Origin of the sequence: Microbulbifer epialgicus (assembly GCF_041447265.1) — a bacterium.
In the GTDB taxonomy this organism is placed as follows: domain Bacteria; phylum Pseudomonadota; class Gammaproteobacteria; order Pseudomonadales; family Cellvibrionaceae; genus Microbulbifer; species Microbulbifer epialgicus.
In genome coordinates, this window is record NZ_JBGMEK010000032.1 from 1 (window position 1) to 18,236 (window position 18,236).

Annotated in this window: 16 protein-coding genes and 2 pseudogenes; 11 read left to right on the plus strand and 7 right to left on the minus strand. The window is 47.0% G+C overall.

The genetic code is table 11. From position 1 onward, the window contains the following. Nucleotides 1-730: 730 nt before the first annotated feature. The gene (locus ACCI49_RS14135) at nt 731-904 is read right to left on the minus strand and encodes a transposase domain-containing protein (protein ID WP_371839672.1); all 174 of its coding nucleotides are present in this window, start codon (nt 902-904) and stop codon (nt 731-733) included. Nucleotides 905-1,097: 193 nt separating this feature from the next. On the opposite strand from ACCI49_RS14135, the pseudogene ACCI49_RS14140 reads away from it, so the two are divergent. Further along, nucleotides 1,098-1,313, plus strand: a pseudogene (locus tag ACCI49_RS14140) (IS256 family transposase); the annotation flags it as partial. 253 nt (nt 1,314-1,566) lie between these two features. On the opposite strand, the gene ACCI49_RS14145 reads toward ACCI49_RS14140, so the two are convergent. After that, the gene (locus tag ACCI49_RS14145) at nt 1,567-2,820 is read right to left on the minus strand and encodes a phosphoinositide-specific phospholipase C-related protein (protein WP_371839673.1); all 1,254 of its coding nucleotides are present in this window, start codon (nt 2,818-2,820) and stop codon (nt 1,567-1,569) included. 1,157 nt (nt 2,821-3,977) lie between these two features. Here ACCI49_RS14145 and ACCI49_RS14150 point away from each other — a divergent pair. Together ACCI49_RS14150 and ACCI49_RS14155 are read left to right on the plus strand one after the other, a co-directional pair. Next, complete coding sequence (locus ACCI49_RS14150) at nt 3,978-4,145, plus strand: hypothetical protein (protein WP_371839674.1); 168 nt, start codon at nt 3,978-3,980, stop codon at nt 4,143-4,145. 99 nt (nt 4,146-4,244) lie between these two features. Further along, complete coding sequence (locus tag ACCI49_RS14155) at nt 4,245-4,595, plus strand: hypothetical protein (RefSeq protein ID WP_371839675.1); 351 nt, start codon at nt 4,245-4,247, stop codon at nt 4,593-4,595. A 55-nt stretch (nt 4,596-4,650) separates the two neighbouring features. Here ACCI49_RS14155 and ACCI49_RS14160 read toward each other — a convergent pair whose 3' ends face one another. Further along, nucleotides 4,651-4,785 carry a hypothetical protein gene (locus ACCI49_RS14160; RefSeq protein WP_371839676.1) on the minus strand — a complete coding sequence of 45 codons (135 nt, stop codon included), beginning with the start codon at nt 4,783-4,785 and terminating at the stop codon, nt 4,651-4,653. Nucleotides 4,786-5,680: 895 nt separating this feature from the next. Between ACCI49_RS14160 and csrA the strand changes: the two genes are divergently transcribed. Then, a complete protein-coding gene (csrA, locus tag ACCI49_RS14165; protein WP_371839677.1) occupies nt 5,681-5,869 on the plus strand; it encodes a carbon storage regulator CsrA in 189 nt (62 codons plus the stop codon). A gap of 156 nt (nt 5,870-6,025) precedes the next feature. On the opposite strand, the gene ACCI49_RS14170 is transcribed toward csrA, so the two are convergent. After that, a complete protein-coding gene (locus ACCI49_RS14170) occupies nt 6,026-6,676 on the minus strand; it encodes a hypothetical protein (protein WP_371839678.1) in 651 nt (216 codons plus the stop codon). Nucleotides 6,677-6,996: 320 nt separating this feature from the next. On the opposite strand from ACCI49_RS14170, the gene ACCI49_RS14175 reads away from it, so the two are divergent. The 3 genes and pseudogenes from ACCI49_RS14175 to ACCI49_RS14185 form a co-directional block, all read left to right on the plus strand. Continuing rightward, nucleotides 6,997-7,179 carry a hypothetical protein gene (locus ACCI49_RS14175; protein WP_371839679.1) on the plus strand — a complete coding sequence of 61 codons (183 nt, stop codon included), beginning with the start codon at nt 6,997-6,999 and terminating at the stop codon, nt 7,177-7,179. 169 nt (nt 7,180-7,348) lie between these two features. Further along, nucleotides 7,349-7,762 carry a metallophosphoesterase gene (locus tag ACCI49_RS14180; RefSeq protein ID WP_371839680.1) on the plus strand — a complete coding sequence of 138 codons (414 nt, stop codon included), beginning with the start codon at nt 7,349-7,351 and terminating at the stop codon, nt 7,760-7,762. A gap of 364 nt (nt 7,763-8,126) precedes the next feature. Next, nucleotides 8,127-8,356: pseudogene (locus ACCI49_RS14185) on the plus strand (transposase); the annotation flags it as partial. 83 nt (nt 8,357-8,439) lie between these two features. Here ACCI49_RS14185 and ACCI49_RS14190 read toward each other — a convergent pair. Together ACCI49_RS14190 and dcd are read right to left on the minus strand one after the other, a co-directional pair. Then, the gene (locus ACCI49_RS14190) at nt 8,440-9,648 is read right to left on the minus strand and encodes a BaiN/RdsA family NAD(P)/FAD-dependent oxidoreductase (protein ID WP_371839682.1); all 1,209 of its coding nucleotides are present in this window, start codon (nt 9,646-9,648) and stop codon (nt 8,440-8,442) included. A 39-nt stretch (nt 9,649-9,687) separates the two neighbouring features. Beyond that, nucleotides 9,688-10,257, minus strand: a complete 570-nt coding sequence (gene dcd / locus ACCI49_RS14195) for a dCTP deaminase (RefSeq protein WP_371839683.1) — start codon at nt 10,255-10,257, stop codon at nt 9,688-9,690. A 207-nt stretch (nt 10,258-10,464) separates the two neighbouring features. Here dcd and imuA point away from each other — a divergent pair, with 207 nt between their 5' ends. From imuA to ACCI49_RS14215, 4 genes are all read left to right on the plus strand, one after another. Continuing rightward, entirely contained in the window at nt 10,465-11,172 is a 708-nt protein-coding gene (imuA, locus tag ACCI49_RS14200) for a translesion DNA synthesis-associated protein ImuA (RefSeq protein ID WP_371839685.1), read from the plus strand. 23 nt (nt 11,173-11,195) lie between these two features. Beyond that, nucleotides 11,196-12,707, plus strand: a complete 1,512-nt coding sequence (locus ACCI49_RS14205) for a Y-family DNA polymerase (RefSeq protein WP_371839686.1) — start codon at nt 11,196-11,198, stop codon at nt 12,705-12,707. Between the two features lie 118 nt (nt 12,708-12,825). Continuing rightward, nucleotides 12,826-15,933 carry an error-prone DNA polymerase gene (locus ACCI49_RS14210; RefSeq protein WP_371839687.1) on the plus strand — a complete coding sequence of 1,036 codons (3,108 nt, stop codon included), beginning with the start codon at nt 12,826-12,828 and terminating at the stop codon, nt 15,931-15,933. Nucleotides 15,934-16,862: 929 nt separating this feature from the next. After that, complete coding sequence (locus ACCI49_RS14215; protein WP_371839688.1) at nt 16,863-17,234, plus strand: hypothetical protein; 372 nt, start codon at nt 16,863-16,865, stop codon at nt 17,232-17,234. A 187-nt stretch (nt 17,235-17,421) separates the two neighbouring features. Here ACCI49_RS14215 and ACCI49_RS14220 read toward each other — a convergent pair whose 3' ends face one another. Continuing rightward, complete coding sequence (locus ACCI49_RS14220) at nt 17,422-17,880, minus strand: pilin (RefSeq protein ID WP_371839689.1); 459 nt, start codon at nt 17,878-17,880, stop codon at nt 17,422-17,424. Nucleotides 17,881-18,236: the final 356 nt, after the last annotated feature.

Here is an 18,236-nt window from a genome sequence, read left to right on the forward strand (position 1 = left end):
GGTGGCTTTGTTGTTGAAGTTCATGTAGATAGCCATGGGGATTCCCTCTTGTTTGGCTTTTGAAGTTGGTGGTCAGTCCTTTACCACGGCGATGAAGCTAGCTCAGGTAACGTCGCAGTGGCAACTGGGGCGATTTAAACAGAGAGAGAAGTAAAAAAAAACACTAATTTTCTGTTATTTAATCGACTCTGACACCAATTTAATACCTAGGTGATTGTCGGAAAAGTTCCTTCACGGCAAATCAAAGTGGATAATTTCGCAGCGACTTTGGTGTGCCTCACTCAAATAGAACACGTTGACTGTACTAATGCTGCTAAATTGGATATTTTTCCGCCCGAGTTCTCCCTAGGTCATGAGCTATCCATCACTGTTCATCGCTCAAAAGACTACTGCAACCACCATCAATAAACACTTACTATCGGAATTAATTCCACCAAATGGCTCACCCAAAAAATAAAGGGTAAGTCATCACTGGGAGCTTATAGCGGATTAAATTCGATTAATGAGAGAGCTGGCACCTCAAAAAATAAGGTACATATAATTTCGAAAAGTGTATCAATCTACACAAATAATTCGCCCAATATAAATTACGAAGTTTTACTCTAATCTATTCAATCGTGCATTAGATTCAATGAAAAGAAAAATATGAAATCACAAATTGGCAGTCACAAAATTAAAACTTAACAATGAAAAAAATAATATACATAAAGGCTAGTATAGCATTAAAACGTCACATCAATAATTCGTGCCTTTTTGTTTGAAAAAGCTGGATATTCCAGGGTAGAAGTGCCTCATAATCCTCAACTGGTTGGCAGTAAGAAATTGCTTCAAGTACCTTTACGTAGTACCTGTAGGGGTAAGGCCGTGAAGATTGGCAGTGCGAATCAAACTGAAGTGCAGCCACAATGCTTTAGCGTCATTGACCGAAGATGCAAACATTAAGTACTTACTTTCTATGAATACTGTGGTTCATGTATCACTTATGTTTCTAGAACATCAAGGATTGTTATTACCAATTATCATTAAAATCGGAAAATACCCGGTAGTGTTCAGGACTATGTGTCAATTCTTTATCATTAACAAAAAAGAGATGACCCATGACCAAACCCACTTTCGATATGGATGCCGCCATCAAGGCCTTGCGTGAAGGCAAAGACCTCAGTGGCAAAGATGGCATTCTAACTCCTTTGATCAAGCAACTCACCGAAGCCGCCATGAAGGCGGAGCTGGAAGAGCATCTCGTCAGCGAGGACAAGCCCAACCGCAAGAATGGCACTACCTCAAAAACCATGAAAAGCCCCGCTGGCAGTTTCTAGCTGCAGACGCCGCGGGACCGTGCCGGGACCTTTGAACCTCAAGTGGTCATGAAGGGTGCTTATAGCTTTTTTATCTCATTAGGAAATTTTATATTGTAGAGTTTTCAAGCTTTAATAATGGATCTACTTAGCCATTCTTTTAGTCGTAATTCGAGTAATAATCTCAGTGGTTTTTAGACGGCTGGATGGTCAAAACTATCCAGCCGGGCTCTCAGATCAGCTCTCAATATCTAGTAATAGGTTCTTTGGGTTATGGGTGACTTGCCTCCCACTTTCCTTCCTCAGCAATATCAGAGTAATGCAACCAGACTTGATCCACTGATACAGCTTCCTTTGCTTGCATTAACTTTGCATTTTTATAAGGGCTGGTGGGTACAGAGAATTGATATACGCCATTGGTTTCTGCGTGACAGATGGTCATACCTTCACTCCAGACTCCCTGCGAGCTAGTGATATACCAGTCACCTTCGGCATTTTCACAAGCAAAGGATTTTATGTGAGTGCAATTCAAATCGTTGAAGCGGCCGCTGGCTCTGGATAGTGCGCAGTCTTCATTGCTTGTACTGCCAGCATTGTTCGGCTCATTGACATCCCAGCTCCATACAGCCGCTGCAATTCTGTCCGAATTTGTATAGCCCAACATATCCAGTCCAGTAGAATTTAGGCCACACTCCATGAGTATCAGTAATTCGCTGGCATTAGTGGTCTTCTCATCACTGCCCCCGGATAAATTTGTCCGATCCTCTGAAACTGACATTATGCCACTCTCTGGGTTTTCCGGGCAGACACCATTGAGCACCTCATTGCGATCGTAAGAAAGCCCACCTTCGTGGTTCTTAAACACCAGGCTTTGATAATTATCATCACTACAGGCGGAATTCCCAGTAAAATAAACTTGTTTGCCTGCATTTAAAATATCTCTATCGGTAAGGTCTGCTGGCACCTTACTGCAGCCCCCGCTTGGGCGATAGACCAGCTGTCCCATGGACTCCTCCACTCGTGTTATAAATTCATTGTGCTCTCCATCCATTTCATCTTGAATTTTTATCTCAATGACTTGATCTGGGTTTTTGTCAAGCCAACTTTTCACTTCATTGAGCCCTTGAATTAACCGGCGATCAAATGAACTGCATCCCCAATGATTGGATGTGCCATGGCAAAGCAGGAGCTCAGTTTTCCAGGTGCTGAAGCTAAAAAATTCATGCACATCGAAGTTGATTCTGCGAACGCCCGCTTCTAGCTGATCGTTCAAGGACAGCTTTTGATTTGGATCTACATAGCGGAATGCATTGGCATACTCCGCAGCGTTAAAGGAGTTGTGTGTTCCCAGTCTGAAACCTTCTCTTAGCGGTACATCAAGATCTATATCGTTTTGAATCTTAAGCGCACGGATACGCCAATCGTTAGAATCAAGCGTGAACTCTCCCGCGGAAACAGATAGAGAAACAATAATGTTAGTCAACAATAAGGTAGAAAAGGTGATTTTTTTGAATAACTTATTCATCGATTAATCCAAATTTATTCTAATAATTGGTGGGTGTGTGAGTTGAAAGGTGTGGAAAGATATTTAGAATATTCAGCAGGTTTTCTATATTTCAAATTGAAAATAGCCTAGCTGATTTATCCATTTTCCGAGAAAACATCCACAACTGTTAATGTAAGTTTTTTATGATTTCGTTATTTTTAAAGTTGATCGATGTCGTAATAAATCTACAGATCCATTTTTGATGTCAAGTTCAAGTAAACATCTTTGGCAGTATAAAATGTTTCTTGATTTTATGTTATTGGCTTTAAGGGTTGCTGTATCCTTTATTGAAAGAATTATTCATTTTTGTGGGCTTGTTGGCGTTATGAAAATACAGTAGGCGACAATTAACTTTAAGAATCTAGCATGTCTTTATTTAACGCAATTGAGCAGGCTTTTAAGGCCTTTACTGACTTTGTTTGAGGGCCTCCATTACTTGTCTTATTGGTTGATGGAGGGCTGGCTCTGTTGTGTTATTCCCGTGCCCGCCCTTATCGTCATCTGGGGCACAGTATCGGATTGTTGAGTGGTCGTTATGATGATCCCAATGATCCGAGCAGGTGAACCACAATCAAGCATTGTCTACGGCTCTTTCGAGTATATTGGGGTTGAGCAATGTTGCCAGTGTGGCTATTGCCATTACTGGTAAGCGATCTTACTAATTTGTAGGTGAGGGTTGTATTTAGAGTGCAGGGATAGCGCCGCTGAACGCCAAGTCATAGAAGGCTTAAAGGGTTGTCTCATCAACAGACAAATAAGGCTGCATTCAACAGACATCCGCCTTCTTGCGGGCAGTACCGTATATCATGCAACTTCGGCCATCCCAACTCTCTCAATCAGGATATTTCAGCACCGATTTTGTGATTTTGTGGATGTGTGATTTTGTGGAAACCCAATGATTAGAAGAAGCGTAAAGCGCTACCCCTATTGACGCAATGCTATAACTCTGCGCAACACTGGTTATTCATCCAGTTAAACCGATAGACAAATGAGACTACCGCGCAGCTCTCAAATATCTCTTGATACAACTCTCTATTACCACTGTATGTCCCGTTGTGTGCGTCGAGCTTTCTGTGCGGCAGAGATCAATCAGCTGGCAAGGACTATGAACACCGACGTCAGTGGATTGAAAGCAAATGCAAGAATTGGCCGAAGTGTTTGCATTGGATGTCGCGACTTATGCAGTGATGAGTAATCACTACCATATCGTGCTTTATATCGATGCAGAGACAGAAAGCGTCAGGTCTACTGCCGAGTTCATTGTATGCTGGCAGCGGCTTTTTAAGGGCTCTGCACTGGCCTAGCGTTATCTTCAGGACAACGAGCTTGATGCAGCCGAAACAGAAAAACTCGAAGAGCTGATTGCCCTTTGGCGAGCGCATTTATCCGATATCAGCTGGTTTATGCGCTGCCTGAACGAGTCTATCGCTCGTCAGGCCAATAAAGAAGATGGCTGTACAGGCCGCTTCTGGGAGGGGCGGTTTAAGTCCCAAGCTTTACTCGATGAAAAAGCCCTGGCGGCCTGCTTGGTTTATGTAGATCTCAATCCGGTTCGCGCAAATATCGCCAATACCCCGGAAGTGTCAGATCACACCTCGATTCAACAGTGCATTCGTACCGCAGTTTTCGGCAGGCAGCCCAATAATCTGTTGCCATTTGTGGGAGGGGAGCAAAAGAATAGGCCGCTTGCCTTTCCAGCTGGAGCACTATCTGGAACTGGTAGATTGGAGCGGCCGACACCTACATCCCAATAAACGGGGAGCCATTGCGGAGGATACGCCTCCGATTTTGCAGCGATTGGGCATCTCATCAAAACACTGGCTCTACCTCAACTGCAATTTCGAAAGCCGCTTTAAACGCCTGCTCGGTGCGACAGAGGCCGTTCGAGAGATCTGCGCCCAACAAAACAAACGCTGGGCGCACGGACTGCGCGATTGCAAACATTTCCTCTCGCCGGCCACCTAAGCCTATTCCCCGTGAAACTTATCATTGATACCGGCCATTCTATGCTTAATCCATACCCACCCAATTAACTTAGCGTCAGACTAGTCAAAATTTTTATCTATTTAACCTCGAAACCCAGAGTATGATCACTTGTTGGGGTTATTGCCGTTCCATTTCCTTTTAATGGCTGTCCAGAATTGTCGCCCCCTTCACATTCCAACCAGCCAAACCTTAGAAATTAACTTCTCAGAAGAAAGAAATTAAACACTACTGGACACCCACCAAACTAACCTCAAGCCCTGAAATGTAAAACAATGTTACTTACTCTGAGGCTTTTAATCGGCAATTGAATTTTTTTGAAGCGAGCACCCACAAAAATATAGGCACAAAAATGATCTTAATAGATTTTATTAAGTTTATTTTAGTGTCAAATCTGCGTAAAATTGGTAGATATTTATCGAGGTTTAAGGCCTATTTGAGCGAAACTCTATAGGCCAATAACCCAGAAATTTAAGAAAGGCTCAAGAGAGACAAAAGTCTCAAGAGTTCTGCAAAAGACTCACCCCTTCAAAGGAGAACGCTAGAGCAATATAAGAATAAGTAAAAGGCGCTGACCCAAGGTGCTACCAACACCAGGGGCCAGCTAACCAAATTGATAATGACAGTATCAAAGTGGCTACATGCATAGTACGCTAGAACCCCTCTTGTCTTCAATAAAGTGGAGTACATTCAGCAGCTTGGAGTGCGCCCTCAAGCTCTGGAAGCGTTGCGCCCGCCTTTTCTTCTTCTATGCCTATCGTTCTCGCGCCCCACCTCTCACTGTCTTCACCCATTACTTTTTAAGCTCTCCTTCCAAGAAGGCCTACCCATGGTTTGAATTCAGCCGGAAATCAATATGTTAATTTTAAATCGCCGCATTGGTGAAAACCTCAGAATTGGAACAAAAGTCTCTGTCACAGTACTGGAAATTAAGGGGGATCAGGTAAAGGTAGGAGTGGACGCCCCAAAATCCTTATCCGTTCACCGTGAAGAAGTTTATCTGCGCATCAAGAAGGATCAGATCATGAAAACCAAAAATCGCTGAGTAGTAACTGGTTTTTGCAGCGCCTAAATAAGGCTATCGCTCGCCAAGCTATTGCCTGACGATAAGTGCATTTGACGTTATACTAATTTTTACATTGTGCAATTAATTGCAAACCAAAAAGGAGGCCCGAAGGCCCCCTCGCTATCGCAACCTAACTTATTCCGGCGCTACCCGAGTAATGTACTCGCCAGTATTGTAGTGTCCGTAGTTAAACTTGATACTCCTATTGACTAACCAAGAGCCAGTCATATCGCTAAAGTTAGCCGTTTTAACTGTGCCATCAGGGAACACCCCGGTCACTTGTACAGACTGCAAGTACCTCGTGTTGTCATGATCAGCGTATTGATTAGCGTTAAAGCCGGTTATATTCAGCTTGTAGTACACATGTTTGGCAAACCGAAGGTAGGTTTGCCCCCAGGAATTTGTGTACTTGTCAAAGAGCACAGAATCAAAACTGCAATCTTTGGAAAGCTGTATATCATCAACATCTTCAAATGTAACCCTAAACTCCGTTCGACTCACTGGGTCTATGTATTTGGATTCAGCCCAAGTGCTCCCCCCTCCCGAGCCAATGTTATCGTACTGGATAACCGTATTATTAATGTTCCCGTTTTTGCTGTAGTAGATACTCGCACGAGTTTCAAATTGGCAATTTTCATCAACCAGCGCCGGGAACTCCTGGGCACGCATGGATAGCAATGTCAGCTCCATATCTAAGAATTGATTTTCGGCAACGGCAGCGGTAACAGTTAAAGGAGAGAGAAATCCAACTGAGGCCAGTAGCAGGCCAGATAAACAACTTTTCATAAAATCCAACTTCCTGAAAGTTATAGTCCATTATTAAAAGCGGAAAGACATTTGTGTGTAGGTAGCACCTCCTTGGCTATTTATCCTTATTTTTGAGGGGAAACTTCAGATTTATATGTCAGCTTCCAACGCTTTTCTGGCGCGATCCAGCTAGTTAGTTTATACACCATCTAAAAGATATTATCACTCATCAAAACAATAACAAAGATAAATACTGTGGCCGCTGTTTGGAAGGGCGTTTCAAATCTCAGGCTTTACTGGATGAAAAAGTCCTTCCAGCCTGTAGGGTCTATATAGTTCTCAATCCTATCCGAGCCAATATGACCACGACGCCGGAGATGTCTGACTTTACTTCTATCCAACAGCGCATTAATGCCGCAGCCAGCGGCCGGCCGCCAAAAGGTTTACTGCCGATGGTGGGTGGAGAACGACTGGACATGCCTAAGAGGCTGCCTTTTCGGTTGGAGCATTATTTGCAACTGGTAGACTGGAGCGGCCGTTAATTTAATCCACAAAAGCGCGGGGCGATTGATGAAAATATACCTTCGATCCTCGAACGGTTGGGTATCTCGACCAAGCACTTATAGACAAGATCCTCGGCCGGCTGCCAAACAATCCTTGGGAACTGCTTCGCTTGGCTGTTAATAGAAAAGGGTTCACTGATGAGCAATAATGAGTACGTTTTGGAAGCTTGATCGCAACATCAAAGGGCGAGACTTCATCGTCGGAGACGCTCACGGCAGACTACGCCAGTTACAAGTTCAGCTGGAAATACTTAGGTTTGAAGCTGGTACTGATCGCTTATTCTTTCTTGGAGATATTATTGATCGTGGCCCGGATAGCACCAAGCTGATTGAGATGGTCAATCAACGCACCTACATTAGCATCCTTGGTAACCATGAAGCGATGATGATTGCAGGGTTCGAAGATCTCACCTCTATCCAACTACATCGTACAAATGGTGAATCTTGGCTTTTTGAGCTACCCCCCCCAAGAACAGCAAAAGGTTATTACATAGGCCAGAAGTTGGCCTTGGGATATACAATTAGGCGGGGGCAATACCCAGACTGGACTTATTCATGCTGATACTCCTCAAAGCAGCTGGAAGCAGCTGGCAGCTTGTAAAAAAACTACTTGAAAGTATCAGTGGCGCTTAGTCGCAAGGAGCCTCATTAGCAGAAGCTGAGATCACAGAGGCAGCTCAGCTCCTGTTGTGCAAAGGTCGCTAGCTACTCGCCCATACCAGGACGTATTGGAGCTTGGGGATAGAAAAAGAACAATCTCGAAATACAAAAGTGCTTTTCTAGATCGGATAGCAAAACTAAAGAATGTGGAACCCTCATTGACTTGCTTGTTCATAATTAAGGGCATCGATTCTGAGGCTGTAATTTAAATTGTGTAACTGCACATGCCCCCATACTCTACACCGGAGCAATCCATGAGTAGAGCAATGCACGATAAAGACCTCAAACAGCAACTCAATGCCCACGTCACAGAACTCGCGAAGAGCGTTAAAGCTGAAGCAGACCTCAACAGTTTCACAGAAGCTTATCAAGATGACGGTCGAAGCAGCCCTGGGACTTAGCTGGGCGAGGTTCTGGCAACAGCCGCAACGGTACTAGTTCCAAGCGTCTTAAGGGCCAGCACGGAGAAGTCGAGATCCGCGTTCCCCGCGATCGAATGTGCAGACTTTATTATTCCAAGCTTAGCTAGTGTGTAAACTTTTTCTACAGTGTGCGAACTTTATTGCTCCAAAACAATAATCAGGCAACTTCCCCTGCAGCATGTCCTGAAGCCCAAGCCCATTGAAAATTAAAACCACCCAGCCAGCCGGTGACATCGAGCACCTCTCCTACAAAGTAGAGCCCTGCTTGGGTTTTACACTCCATAGTGCGCGAAGAAATCTGTTCGGTATCCACGCCACCCAAGGTTACCTCGGCGGTGCGATAGCCCTCGGTTCCAGAGGGAACCAATTTCCAGTTCTGTAAGCGGCCACCCATATCTCGCAGCTCGCTATTATCAAATTGTTTGAGGGGGCGACTATCGATTTTTTCCCGCAGTAAAAAAAACTGTACTAGTTTTTTACTCCAAAGCTCCGCTAATACACTGTGCAAATGGCTATCCGGATTCTGCTGGCGCCGCTGCAGCAACCAATCGGCTAGGTCGCGGCCGGGGGATAGATCAAAGGTGACCTCCTCACCCTCACGCCAGTGACTGGAAACCTGTAAAACCGCCGGGCCACTCAGGCCACGGTGAGTAAACAGCATTTGCTCGTGGAAACTACCCTTGCCGCAGGTGGCAGTAACCTCAAGGGAGGCCCCCGGTAAGCTACTTTGCCTTTCCAACTGGCGCTTGTGCTGGGTAAACGGCACCAGGGCCGCGCGAGTAGGCACTATGTCCAGACCGAACTGACTGGCAATCTCATAACCGAAACCGGTAGCGCCCATAGTGGGAATTGATAAACCACCGGTCGCCACTACCAGAGATTCACAGGAGACCGCCCCCATACTGGTTTCCACCCGGTAACCACCGCCCGCTGCCTTTACTCTGGAAATAGTACAGCGGGTACGAACCTGAGCTTTGGCAGTACGGCATTCCGCCAACAGTAAATCAACAATATCCTTGGATTTATTGTTGCAAAATAGTTGCCCGAGAGTTTTCTCGTTGTAGGGAATCCCGTGCTTTTCTACCAGCGCAATAAAATCCCATTGGCTATAACGTGCCAGGGCCGATTTGCAGAAATGTGGGTTGCGACTGTAGAAATTTTCTGCACTGGTATAGAGGTTGGTGAAATTGCAGCGGCCGCCGCCAGACATCAGTATTTTTTTACCGACTTTATTGGCATGGTCCAGCACCAGCACACTACGGCCGCGTTGACCAGCAGTAGCCGCACACATCAATCCCGCCGCCCCAGCGCCGATAATTAAGACATCGACGCGCTCAGGCAGCTGGCTTTTGGATACTTCGTTCATGGAGAATAGATAGCTGCGCAGCTCAACCGCCGCTGGCGATCACGTGCGCGGCAGGGTCACGCCACGCTGGCCCTGGTACTTGCCACCGCGATCAGCGTAGGACACATCGCAAACCTCGTCCGACTCGAAGAACAGCATCTGCGCTACCCCTTCGTTGGCGTAGATCTTCGCCGGCAGATTGGTGGTGTTTGAGAACTCAAGAGTCACATGCCCTTCCCACTCCGGCTCCAGCGGCGTCACATTAACGATAATACCGCAACGGGCATAAGTGGATTTGCCCAGGCAAACGGTTAAAACAGAGCGCGGAATCCGGAAATACTCCACAGTGCGTGCCAGGGCAAAAGAGTTCGGCGGGATAATACAGTGGTCACCTTCCACATCCACAAAGCTGTTTTCATCGAAGGTCTTCGGGTCAACAGTGGCTGAGTGCACATTGGTAAAAATCTTAAACTCTCGGGCGCAGCGCACATCGTAGCCATAGCTGGAGGTGCCATAGGAGATGAGTCGATCGCCATCATCGTTATGACGCACCTGGCCTGCCTCAAAAGGCTCAATCATGCCGTGCTGCTCGGCCATCCGGCGGATCCACTTGTCGGACTTGATACTCACTCCGTCCCCCTAAAAAAGAATTATCAGTGCTCGAATTAAGAGGCGGAATCATAGCGGGTTTGCGCTGTGCAAAAAAGTGCCAATACGCCCTTCTCTCTCTTGTTGCCTACAGATGATTACTGTATAAATTAACAGTATCACTGTACAAGCATACAGCCCACCTTCAGTACTGCACTGGGGACAGGGGCCCAATCGATTGGTGAAGTCGTGAGCAGCGCAGAAAACTTCTTTGAAAACAACCAGTTAGAGACTCAATCCAAACACCGCAAGCTGGAACACCTGCTTGCCAGAGCGGACATATGGCAAGCGGCCAACGAGCAACGGCGCTCGGGTACAGGTATCGCAAGTGGCTTTAGGAGCCTGGATGCCCTACTCAGTGGTCACGGCTGGCCCCGAGGAGCCACCACTGAGTTACTTATGGATCAAACCGGTGTTGGCGAACTGGCCCTATTGCTACCCAGCCTCGCCCGGCTTACCCAGGCGGAGCAAATGGTAATACTGGTCACCCCCCCCTTCATACCCTATGCGCCGGCCCTGGCCAGCAGTGGCGTGCACCTGGAGAAATTACTGCTGTTACACCCTCGTGGACAAAAGGATACTCTTTGGTCCCTGGAGCAATCCCTGCAATCCGGGAGCTGTGGCGCCCTATTGAGCTGGCAAGGGCAGCACTCCCTAGAAGACAAAGACCTGCGCCGCCTGCAGCTGGCAGCCCGCAACGGAGAGTGCCTGCACTTTCACTTCCGCCCGCTGGCAGAATCCGCCAACCCCTCCCCCGCCAGCCTGCGCCTACAGCTGGGCAGTGATGGTGCGCAACTAGCGGTAAAACTACTTAAACAGCTAGGTGGCCCCAGCGGCCAGTGTTTACACTTGGCTCGTCCAGCCAATCTGGTCCGCCGTGACCAGCCATTACACTGACTGCAATCAGCAGGCCCACTCCTATGCTTTGGCTCTGTATCCAATTTCCCAAACTCCCCCTGGAAGTTCTCACCCGCGCCCTGGATAAAAACGCGCAGACAGGGGCCCTTGCCGTGGTGGAGAAGCAACATATTGTCGAGTGTAATGAATCTGCCGGCGATCGCGGTGTGGAGCCCGGCCTCAGTATTGCCACCGCCTGCGCACTGAGCGCTGACCTTCAACTCCTGGAACGGGATTCGGAGCGGGAGCAACAGCAACTGGAACAGCTGGCACAGTGGGGCTACAGCTTTACTCCGGTAGTCTCCCCGGAGACAGCGAGCAGTATTGACAATGGCGATAGCCGCCCAGCTTGCCTGAACCTGGAATTAAGCGGCTGCCTAAAGGCCAATGGCGGTCTCAGGCCACTTTTGGAGCAACTCCAGGAAGAACTGAAGCTGATGGGTATTGGCAGTATTATGGGGCTAGGACACAGCCCCAGTGCTGCCCGTATGCTCAGCCAGCTAGCAGAACATCGACAGTGGCTGGCTCGAACCCATTCAGCACCTAGCCCACAGCAGTGGAAACAGTGGATCAGCTTTTCCCCAAGCAAGCTGCTCGATTGTGACAACAAAACCATTGCCAAGCTCTACGCCTGCGGCATCAAGCGGGTGAGCCAATTACTGGCCATTCCCCTGTCTGAGGTGGGCTCCCGCTTTGGCCGTTCATTCGTAGATTATTTAGCGCGCCTTAATGGCAGCCGCCAGGACCCGATACCCAGCTATCAACCTCCCGCCCAGTTCGAGAGCGAGCTATTTTTCCCCAGCCCCCTGGATAATAGCGAGCAGCTGCTTTTCCCCATCGGCCGCCTGCTCAGGGAGCTTTGCCAACAGTTGCAGCGACGCCAACTTTATACCCAGCAACTGCACTGGCAGCTGGACTTTGGACAGAATCAAAGGAAAGCGTTCACTGTGGAAATTTCCCGCCCGCAGCTGGAACCCCAACGCCTGATCGCATTGACAAAACTGCAACTCGAAAGGCACTCCCTGCAACACCCCGCACAAGCGCTACGCCTGAGCTGCAAAAAGCTCCACCCCTTGGTGCAAGAGGAGATGGGTGAAGATCTTTTTGATGAGGGTAAGCGCGATGAATGCAGCCACCAGCTTCTGGATAAACTCAAGGCCCGCCTGGGACATCAAGCTCTCTCAGGTATTGCCCTAAAGGAAAGTTACCTTCCAGAGCAAGCCTGGCAGAGCGCCGACACTTTACTATTGAAAACCAACCCCAAAAAAAAGGGCCACCAGCTTACCCCGGTTAAAGCGGCACGCCCCAGCTGGTTACTCCCCCGCCCCAGCAAGCTACAGGGCCGCGGTCATAAGCTGTTTTATCAGGGTGAATTACAATTGCTGCAGGGTCCGGAGCGCATTGATGGCTACTGGTGGCAACACGGTCGCCACGGGCGGGATTACTACATCGCCAAAAGCGAAGACGGCTGCCTTTATTGGATTTTTCAGGATCTTACCTCCGAGGAGTGGTTTCTTCACGGAATATTTTCATAGGCGCTGTTGATTTCATTATTACTAAAATACTTGAGGAAGTCAGGATTTACACTTCCCTAAAAATCCCAAGGAGCCGACAGCCTTTTTATTTAATCAGAGAACCGCCAAGAGAATCAGCATGAGGTACGCAGAACTCTTTTGCCAAAGCAATTTTTCCTTTTTACAGGGTGCTTCCCATCCTCAGGAGTTAATCCGCACCGCTTACAACCTGGGCTACGCAGCACTGGCCATCACCGATGAGTGCTCCCTATCCGGAATCGTTCGCGCCTTTAAAGAATTGGAAAATATTAAACACTCTCAAGAGAACAAAGGGGCAGAAATTAGCTTCAAACTAATCTGCGGGAGTTTTTTTCGCCTGCAAGATGGTGGACATGTCGTTTTGCTCGCCCCCAACAAAAGCGCCTACAGTGAGCTCTGCCAGCTTATCTCCACCTCTCGACTAAGAGCAGAAAAAGGGCAGTATCAAACCTTTCAGAAAGACCTGTTAAAACTTTGCAAGCAAACTATAGCGATATGGCTTCCTGAAACTGATTCCGGAAGCATTCCCCAAAAAATTAAAACGCACTTTCACGGCCGGCTCTATATCGCACTTAACAATCATCTTGGTGTCGGCAGCAATCAGCAGGCGCAGAACCTTGTACAGCGCTCAAGGCAAGAAAAACTCCCCCTAATCGCTACCAATGCCGTCTTAATGCATTGCCGCAGCAGGAAGCCTCTGCAAGATGTACTTAATGCCAATTTCCATCACTCCGTTCTGGATCAACTCGGATATCGCTTACAACAAAATGCCGAACGCTACCTGCGCAATCTAAGGGATATTGAAGCCCTCTACCCAAAAGAAACTATCAATAATACCCTGGCTATTGCCGCAGAGTGCACTTTCAGCCTTAGTGAGCTGCGCTACCAATACCCCTCAGAAGTTATCCCCACTAACAAAACTGCCGGTGGTTATTTACGTGAACTTGTCCAGATTGGTAGAAAGTACCGCTGGCCGAAAGGGCCGGAAAAGCGCATCGACATTCTAATTGAAAAAGAACTCTCACTAATATCTGAGCTGGAGTATGAACACTACTTTCTTACTATTTACGATATTGTCCAGTTCGCTCGCAAACAACATATTCTCTACCAAGGGCGTGGCTCCGCTGCCAATTCTGTCGTTTGTTATTGTCTATTGATTACTGAAATTGACCCACACAAAATTGGTCTTTTATTTGAACGTTTTATTTCCCGTGAGCGCAACGAGCCACCGGATATTGATGTGGATTTCGAGCACGAGAGACGCGAAGAAGTCATTCAGTATATCTACCAAAAATACGGTAGGGACAGAGCCGGCCTCGCTGCCAGCAAAATCACCTACCGGTTTAAAAGCGCCTTGAGGGATATTGGCAAAGCACTGGGCATAGGTTCAGCTACCATTGAGCAACTCGTTGCCGAACGAGCCTGGTGGGACACCTTGGATGAATTTCCCAAGCAAATGCAAAAGGTCGGTATAGATCCAAACAGCTCCTCGGGTAAGAACTTACCCAAGCTATTGCAACAAATATACGGTTTTCCCCGACACCTCTCCCAGCACGTGGGCGGCTTCGTTATAACCGAACAACCGCTACACCAGTTGGTTCCCATAGAAAACGCCGCAATGGAAGACCGCACCCTGGTGCAATGGGATAAAGAGGATATTGAAGACCTAAAGCTGATGAAGGTGGATGTACTCGCGTTGGGTATGCTGACCGCCCTGCGCAAGTCCCTGAGTTACATCGCTCTCTATGGCCCAAAACTCCGCCTGCAGGATATTCCAACGGAAGATCCACGGGTATACGAGATGATGTGCCGCGCCGATACGGTCGGGGTTTTCCAAATCGAATCCCGCGCCCAAATGAGTATGCTGCCCAGGCTACAACCCCGCAGCTTCTACGAACTCACCATAGAAATCGCCATTGTGCGCCCAGGCCCTATCCAGGGCGGCATGGTGCACCCCTATCTGAAACGCAAGCAGGGGCTGGAGGCCGTAGGCTACCCCCATAAAAATTTACGCCCAGTACTGGAACGTACCCTTGGGGTGCCTATTTTCCAGGAACAGGTCATTCAGCTCTCTATGGTCGCTGCCGGTTTTAGTGGTGGTGAAGCGGATGAATTGCGCCGCGCCATGGCCAGCTGGGGCAAAAATGGCAATCTGTATACATTCAAAGAAAAGCTGGTAAAGGGTATGCAGGAAAATGGCTACAGAGCCGATTTCGCCGAGCAACTGTTTAACCAGATGAAAGGCTTCGGCTCTTACGGATTCCCCGAATCCCACTCCGCCAGCTTTGCCCTCTTGGCCTACTTCTCTGCCTGGATCAAATGCCACCATCCCGCTGCTTTTTATTGCGGCCTGCTTAACAGCCAGCCTATGGGATTTTATGCCCCGGCACAGCTGGTTTACGATGCGCAGCAGCATGGGGTGAAGATACTGCCTATTGATGTACGTTACAGCCACTGGGATCACCAGTTGGAGCTGCAAGAACAATCAATACCACGCAACAAGCCAAACGTTTTTCGCCCCTCCCTTCGCCTGGGCATGCGCCTAATCAAGGGATTAAAAGAAACAACCGCGAATACTGTTATTGAGCTTAGGAAAAAGCAAAAGCTGAGCTCGCTGACACAACTGAAATATTGCTCCGAACTAGATAATGAACAACTCACCTGTTTGGCCAGAGCCAACACCTTCCGAAATTTCACACAAAATCGATTTCAGGATGGCTGGCTAACTCTGGGAAATACACAAGGTGCTCGCCGGGGCCATTACCAGCCAAACAATACAATAAAAGATACCACCGATAGTGATTATGCCAGCACTGGGCTAAGTTTAAATGAACATCCGATTGCCCTATTGCGCCGAAAGAAGCACTTGCAGCATTGCATACGTGCAAAAGACCTTATTCACTGCAACAACGAACAACCTATTACGCTCATTGGCATGGTTACCTGCCGTCAGCGGCCAGGTAGTGCTGCGGGTATTATTTTTTTAACCCTAGAAGATGAGACGGGGAGCGCAAATATAATTATTCACAAGCAACAGCAGGAACTATATAAAGTAGAGGTTACGCGCGGAAATATTTTAATGGTGAGCGGAAAACTACAATTGACCAAAGACCCCAAAAATTTGAATTACAGAACCATTCATTTAATCGGCTATAGAATAAACTGCCTTAGCTATAAAGCCAGCCAGAAATCAAGAAACTTTTATTAAAAATCCCATTATAACTGGATTCCCAGGAGAATTGACACACTCTTACGTATCAAAAACTTCAGCGAGCTCCAATAATTTAACACCCTGCATTCAACACGTCGCACAGCTTTAGGTGCCGAAAAAGGTAGGACTAACGGGTAGATTACAAGGAAACAAGGCTCTCAAATTAAATCAGCATTCTATTCATGAAAAAAATAATTAAAACAGTTTTATCACAAAGATCTAATATTAAGAAAGCACAATGAAATTCATGATCACGCTATTTAGCGTGTTGGTGGTTTTTAAAGGAAAAGCAACATTCCTGAACATGGAGCGTTACAGTAGGCCTAGCGAAAGACATTTTCGCCGCTAGTCGCACCGCTAATTCAACTTTGTATAGCTCAATATCAAATTACTGCTACATCGATTTGAAGGTGGGTATGAACATATTGCCGCAATCAATGACAGCTTTATGGAAAAAATCGGGCAGAAAGACCACAGGAATTGGTTGGCATTTCAATGACAGCGCAGATGAACTCCAGTTAGGCCTGGAGATACCCATGATTTATGTGACAGACAATCGATTAGAAAGACCGGTCACAGACTGATTTATGTGTCGAGCATTCAGCCAGACTTACGTCTAAACTACGTCAGCTAAAAATTCGTTACCATGCTACTGGTGCCAACTATAACAAAGTTAAGTTCTTTTTTTTGTTACAGGGGCCGGACGGGGGAATTGCTGGCAAATTGCGTATTGATGCCGATCTTCTATGGCTGTACGAAGGCGAATACAGCGGTTTAGAACGTCCCTACAACTATGCTGGCAAAACGAACTACGATCAGGATTTGCTGTATTTAACCTTATCGGGTCATTGGATGACGGGACCGGCATTCACACTACAGCGGTTCACTCATAACAGCTGAATCGTAGTATCCGTGTAGCGATGTCGATGTTGCGACGGGAGAAAAATAGCGAAGTTGGTCGAACGCTGTTGTATTCCACTGACACCCAATTAGATGTCATGATACTAGTAAGGTATTACAAGGCAAGATTCCAGATTGAATTTCTTTTTCGAGATGCCATGCAGTATATCGGGCTGACGCACTCCCAGTCACCCCGAAAAGAAGCGATAGTTATGCACACCAACGCTTCGCTGACAGCTTTGAACTTGTTAAAAATTGAAGGCTGGCAGGAAAAACAGACTGACGATTCAACACATATATCTATTGCCAACTGGAAACGCCGGAAACTCGATCAACAATTGATGAGTAGGCTTTTTGACGAGTTAGGTTTGGATCTGAAATGCCAGAAAGTTTCATGAGTGTATGAGCGAGACACCAAATAAGGGGCCTATAGTTGCATGAAAGTAAAGTGTCTGAAGTATTGTAATGCAACAAAAATATTGCAATTAAAGAGGCCTCACACTCTGGGGTGCAAGACCTCTTAGAAAGAAAGGTGGGATAAAATCAACACGCTATAAGAATGCAACCCCACCAACTGCCACTTTATTAGTTAGTCTTACAGACATTAGTAGCGATACATCCAGATGCTGTAGCGCCATTATTAGTCCAAGAAAGCTGCCCACTAGCAAGAGTTGGCGTTAAAATATAAGTATCATCCTCTACAATTCCATCCTTTGCGTTGGGAGTAATAGTGATTACAGCTGTGGTTGCAGCTACAGCAACAGATTTAACATCAGGGTGTCCTGCCGCAGCTGTAGCTGCAGCATTAACACCACTCTCAGAGTTTGTACCGGTACCGCTGGCGCAATTCGCTAGATCGCCGCCAGCTTCCTGCACACACAATTCTACCGCAGTTTTCACTGCACCAGACATATTAATGATTTCGGTATAGCGGGCGCGCTTAGTGTAATCCTGGTAAGCAGGCAGCGCTACCGCCGCCAAAATACCGATAATCGCTACCACGATCATCAATTCAATAAGAGTAAAACCCTGTTGCTTTTTCATTGTAACCGTCTCCATACAGACTTTTAAATAAAGGTGAATCCCGTGAGGAAGTCCCGGAACAAGATACAAGGACTGTGCCAAGTTTGGCAAGCGGTAAGAAAAGTTAAGCATCGTCAGTGTGTGCTCTATCACTTCCCAATAGCGAGTAAATACTGACAAACAACTCACACTGACACCGGCAGGCAAGTTGTGACAAATTTCGTCAGCTTTTGTGCGCACATGCACCTACTAAGGCTTGGAATATTACTGGTAGGGATATTTGGCTCGCGCCCGGTAATTCGCTATATTTTACCTTTCTTTTTTGTACGCCTGAGTTTGCACGGGGCGGGCAATAGACAGGCCCATTCTCAATACTT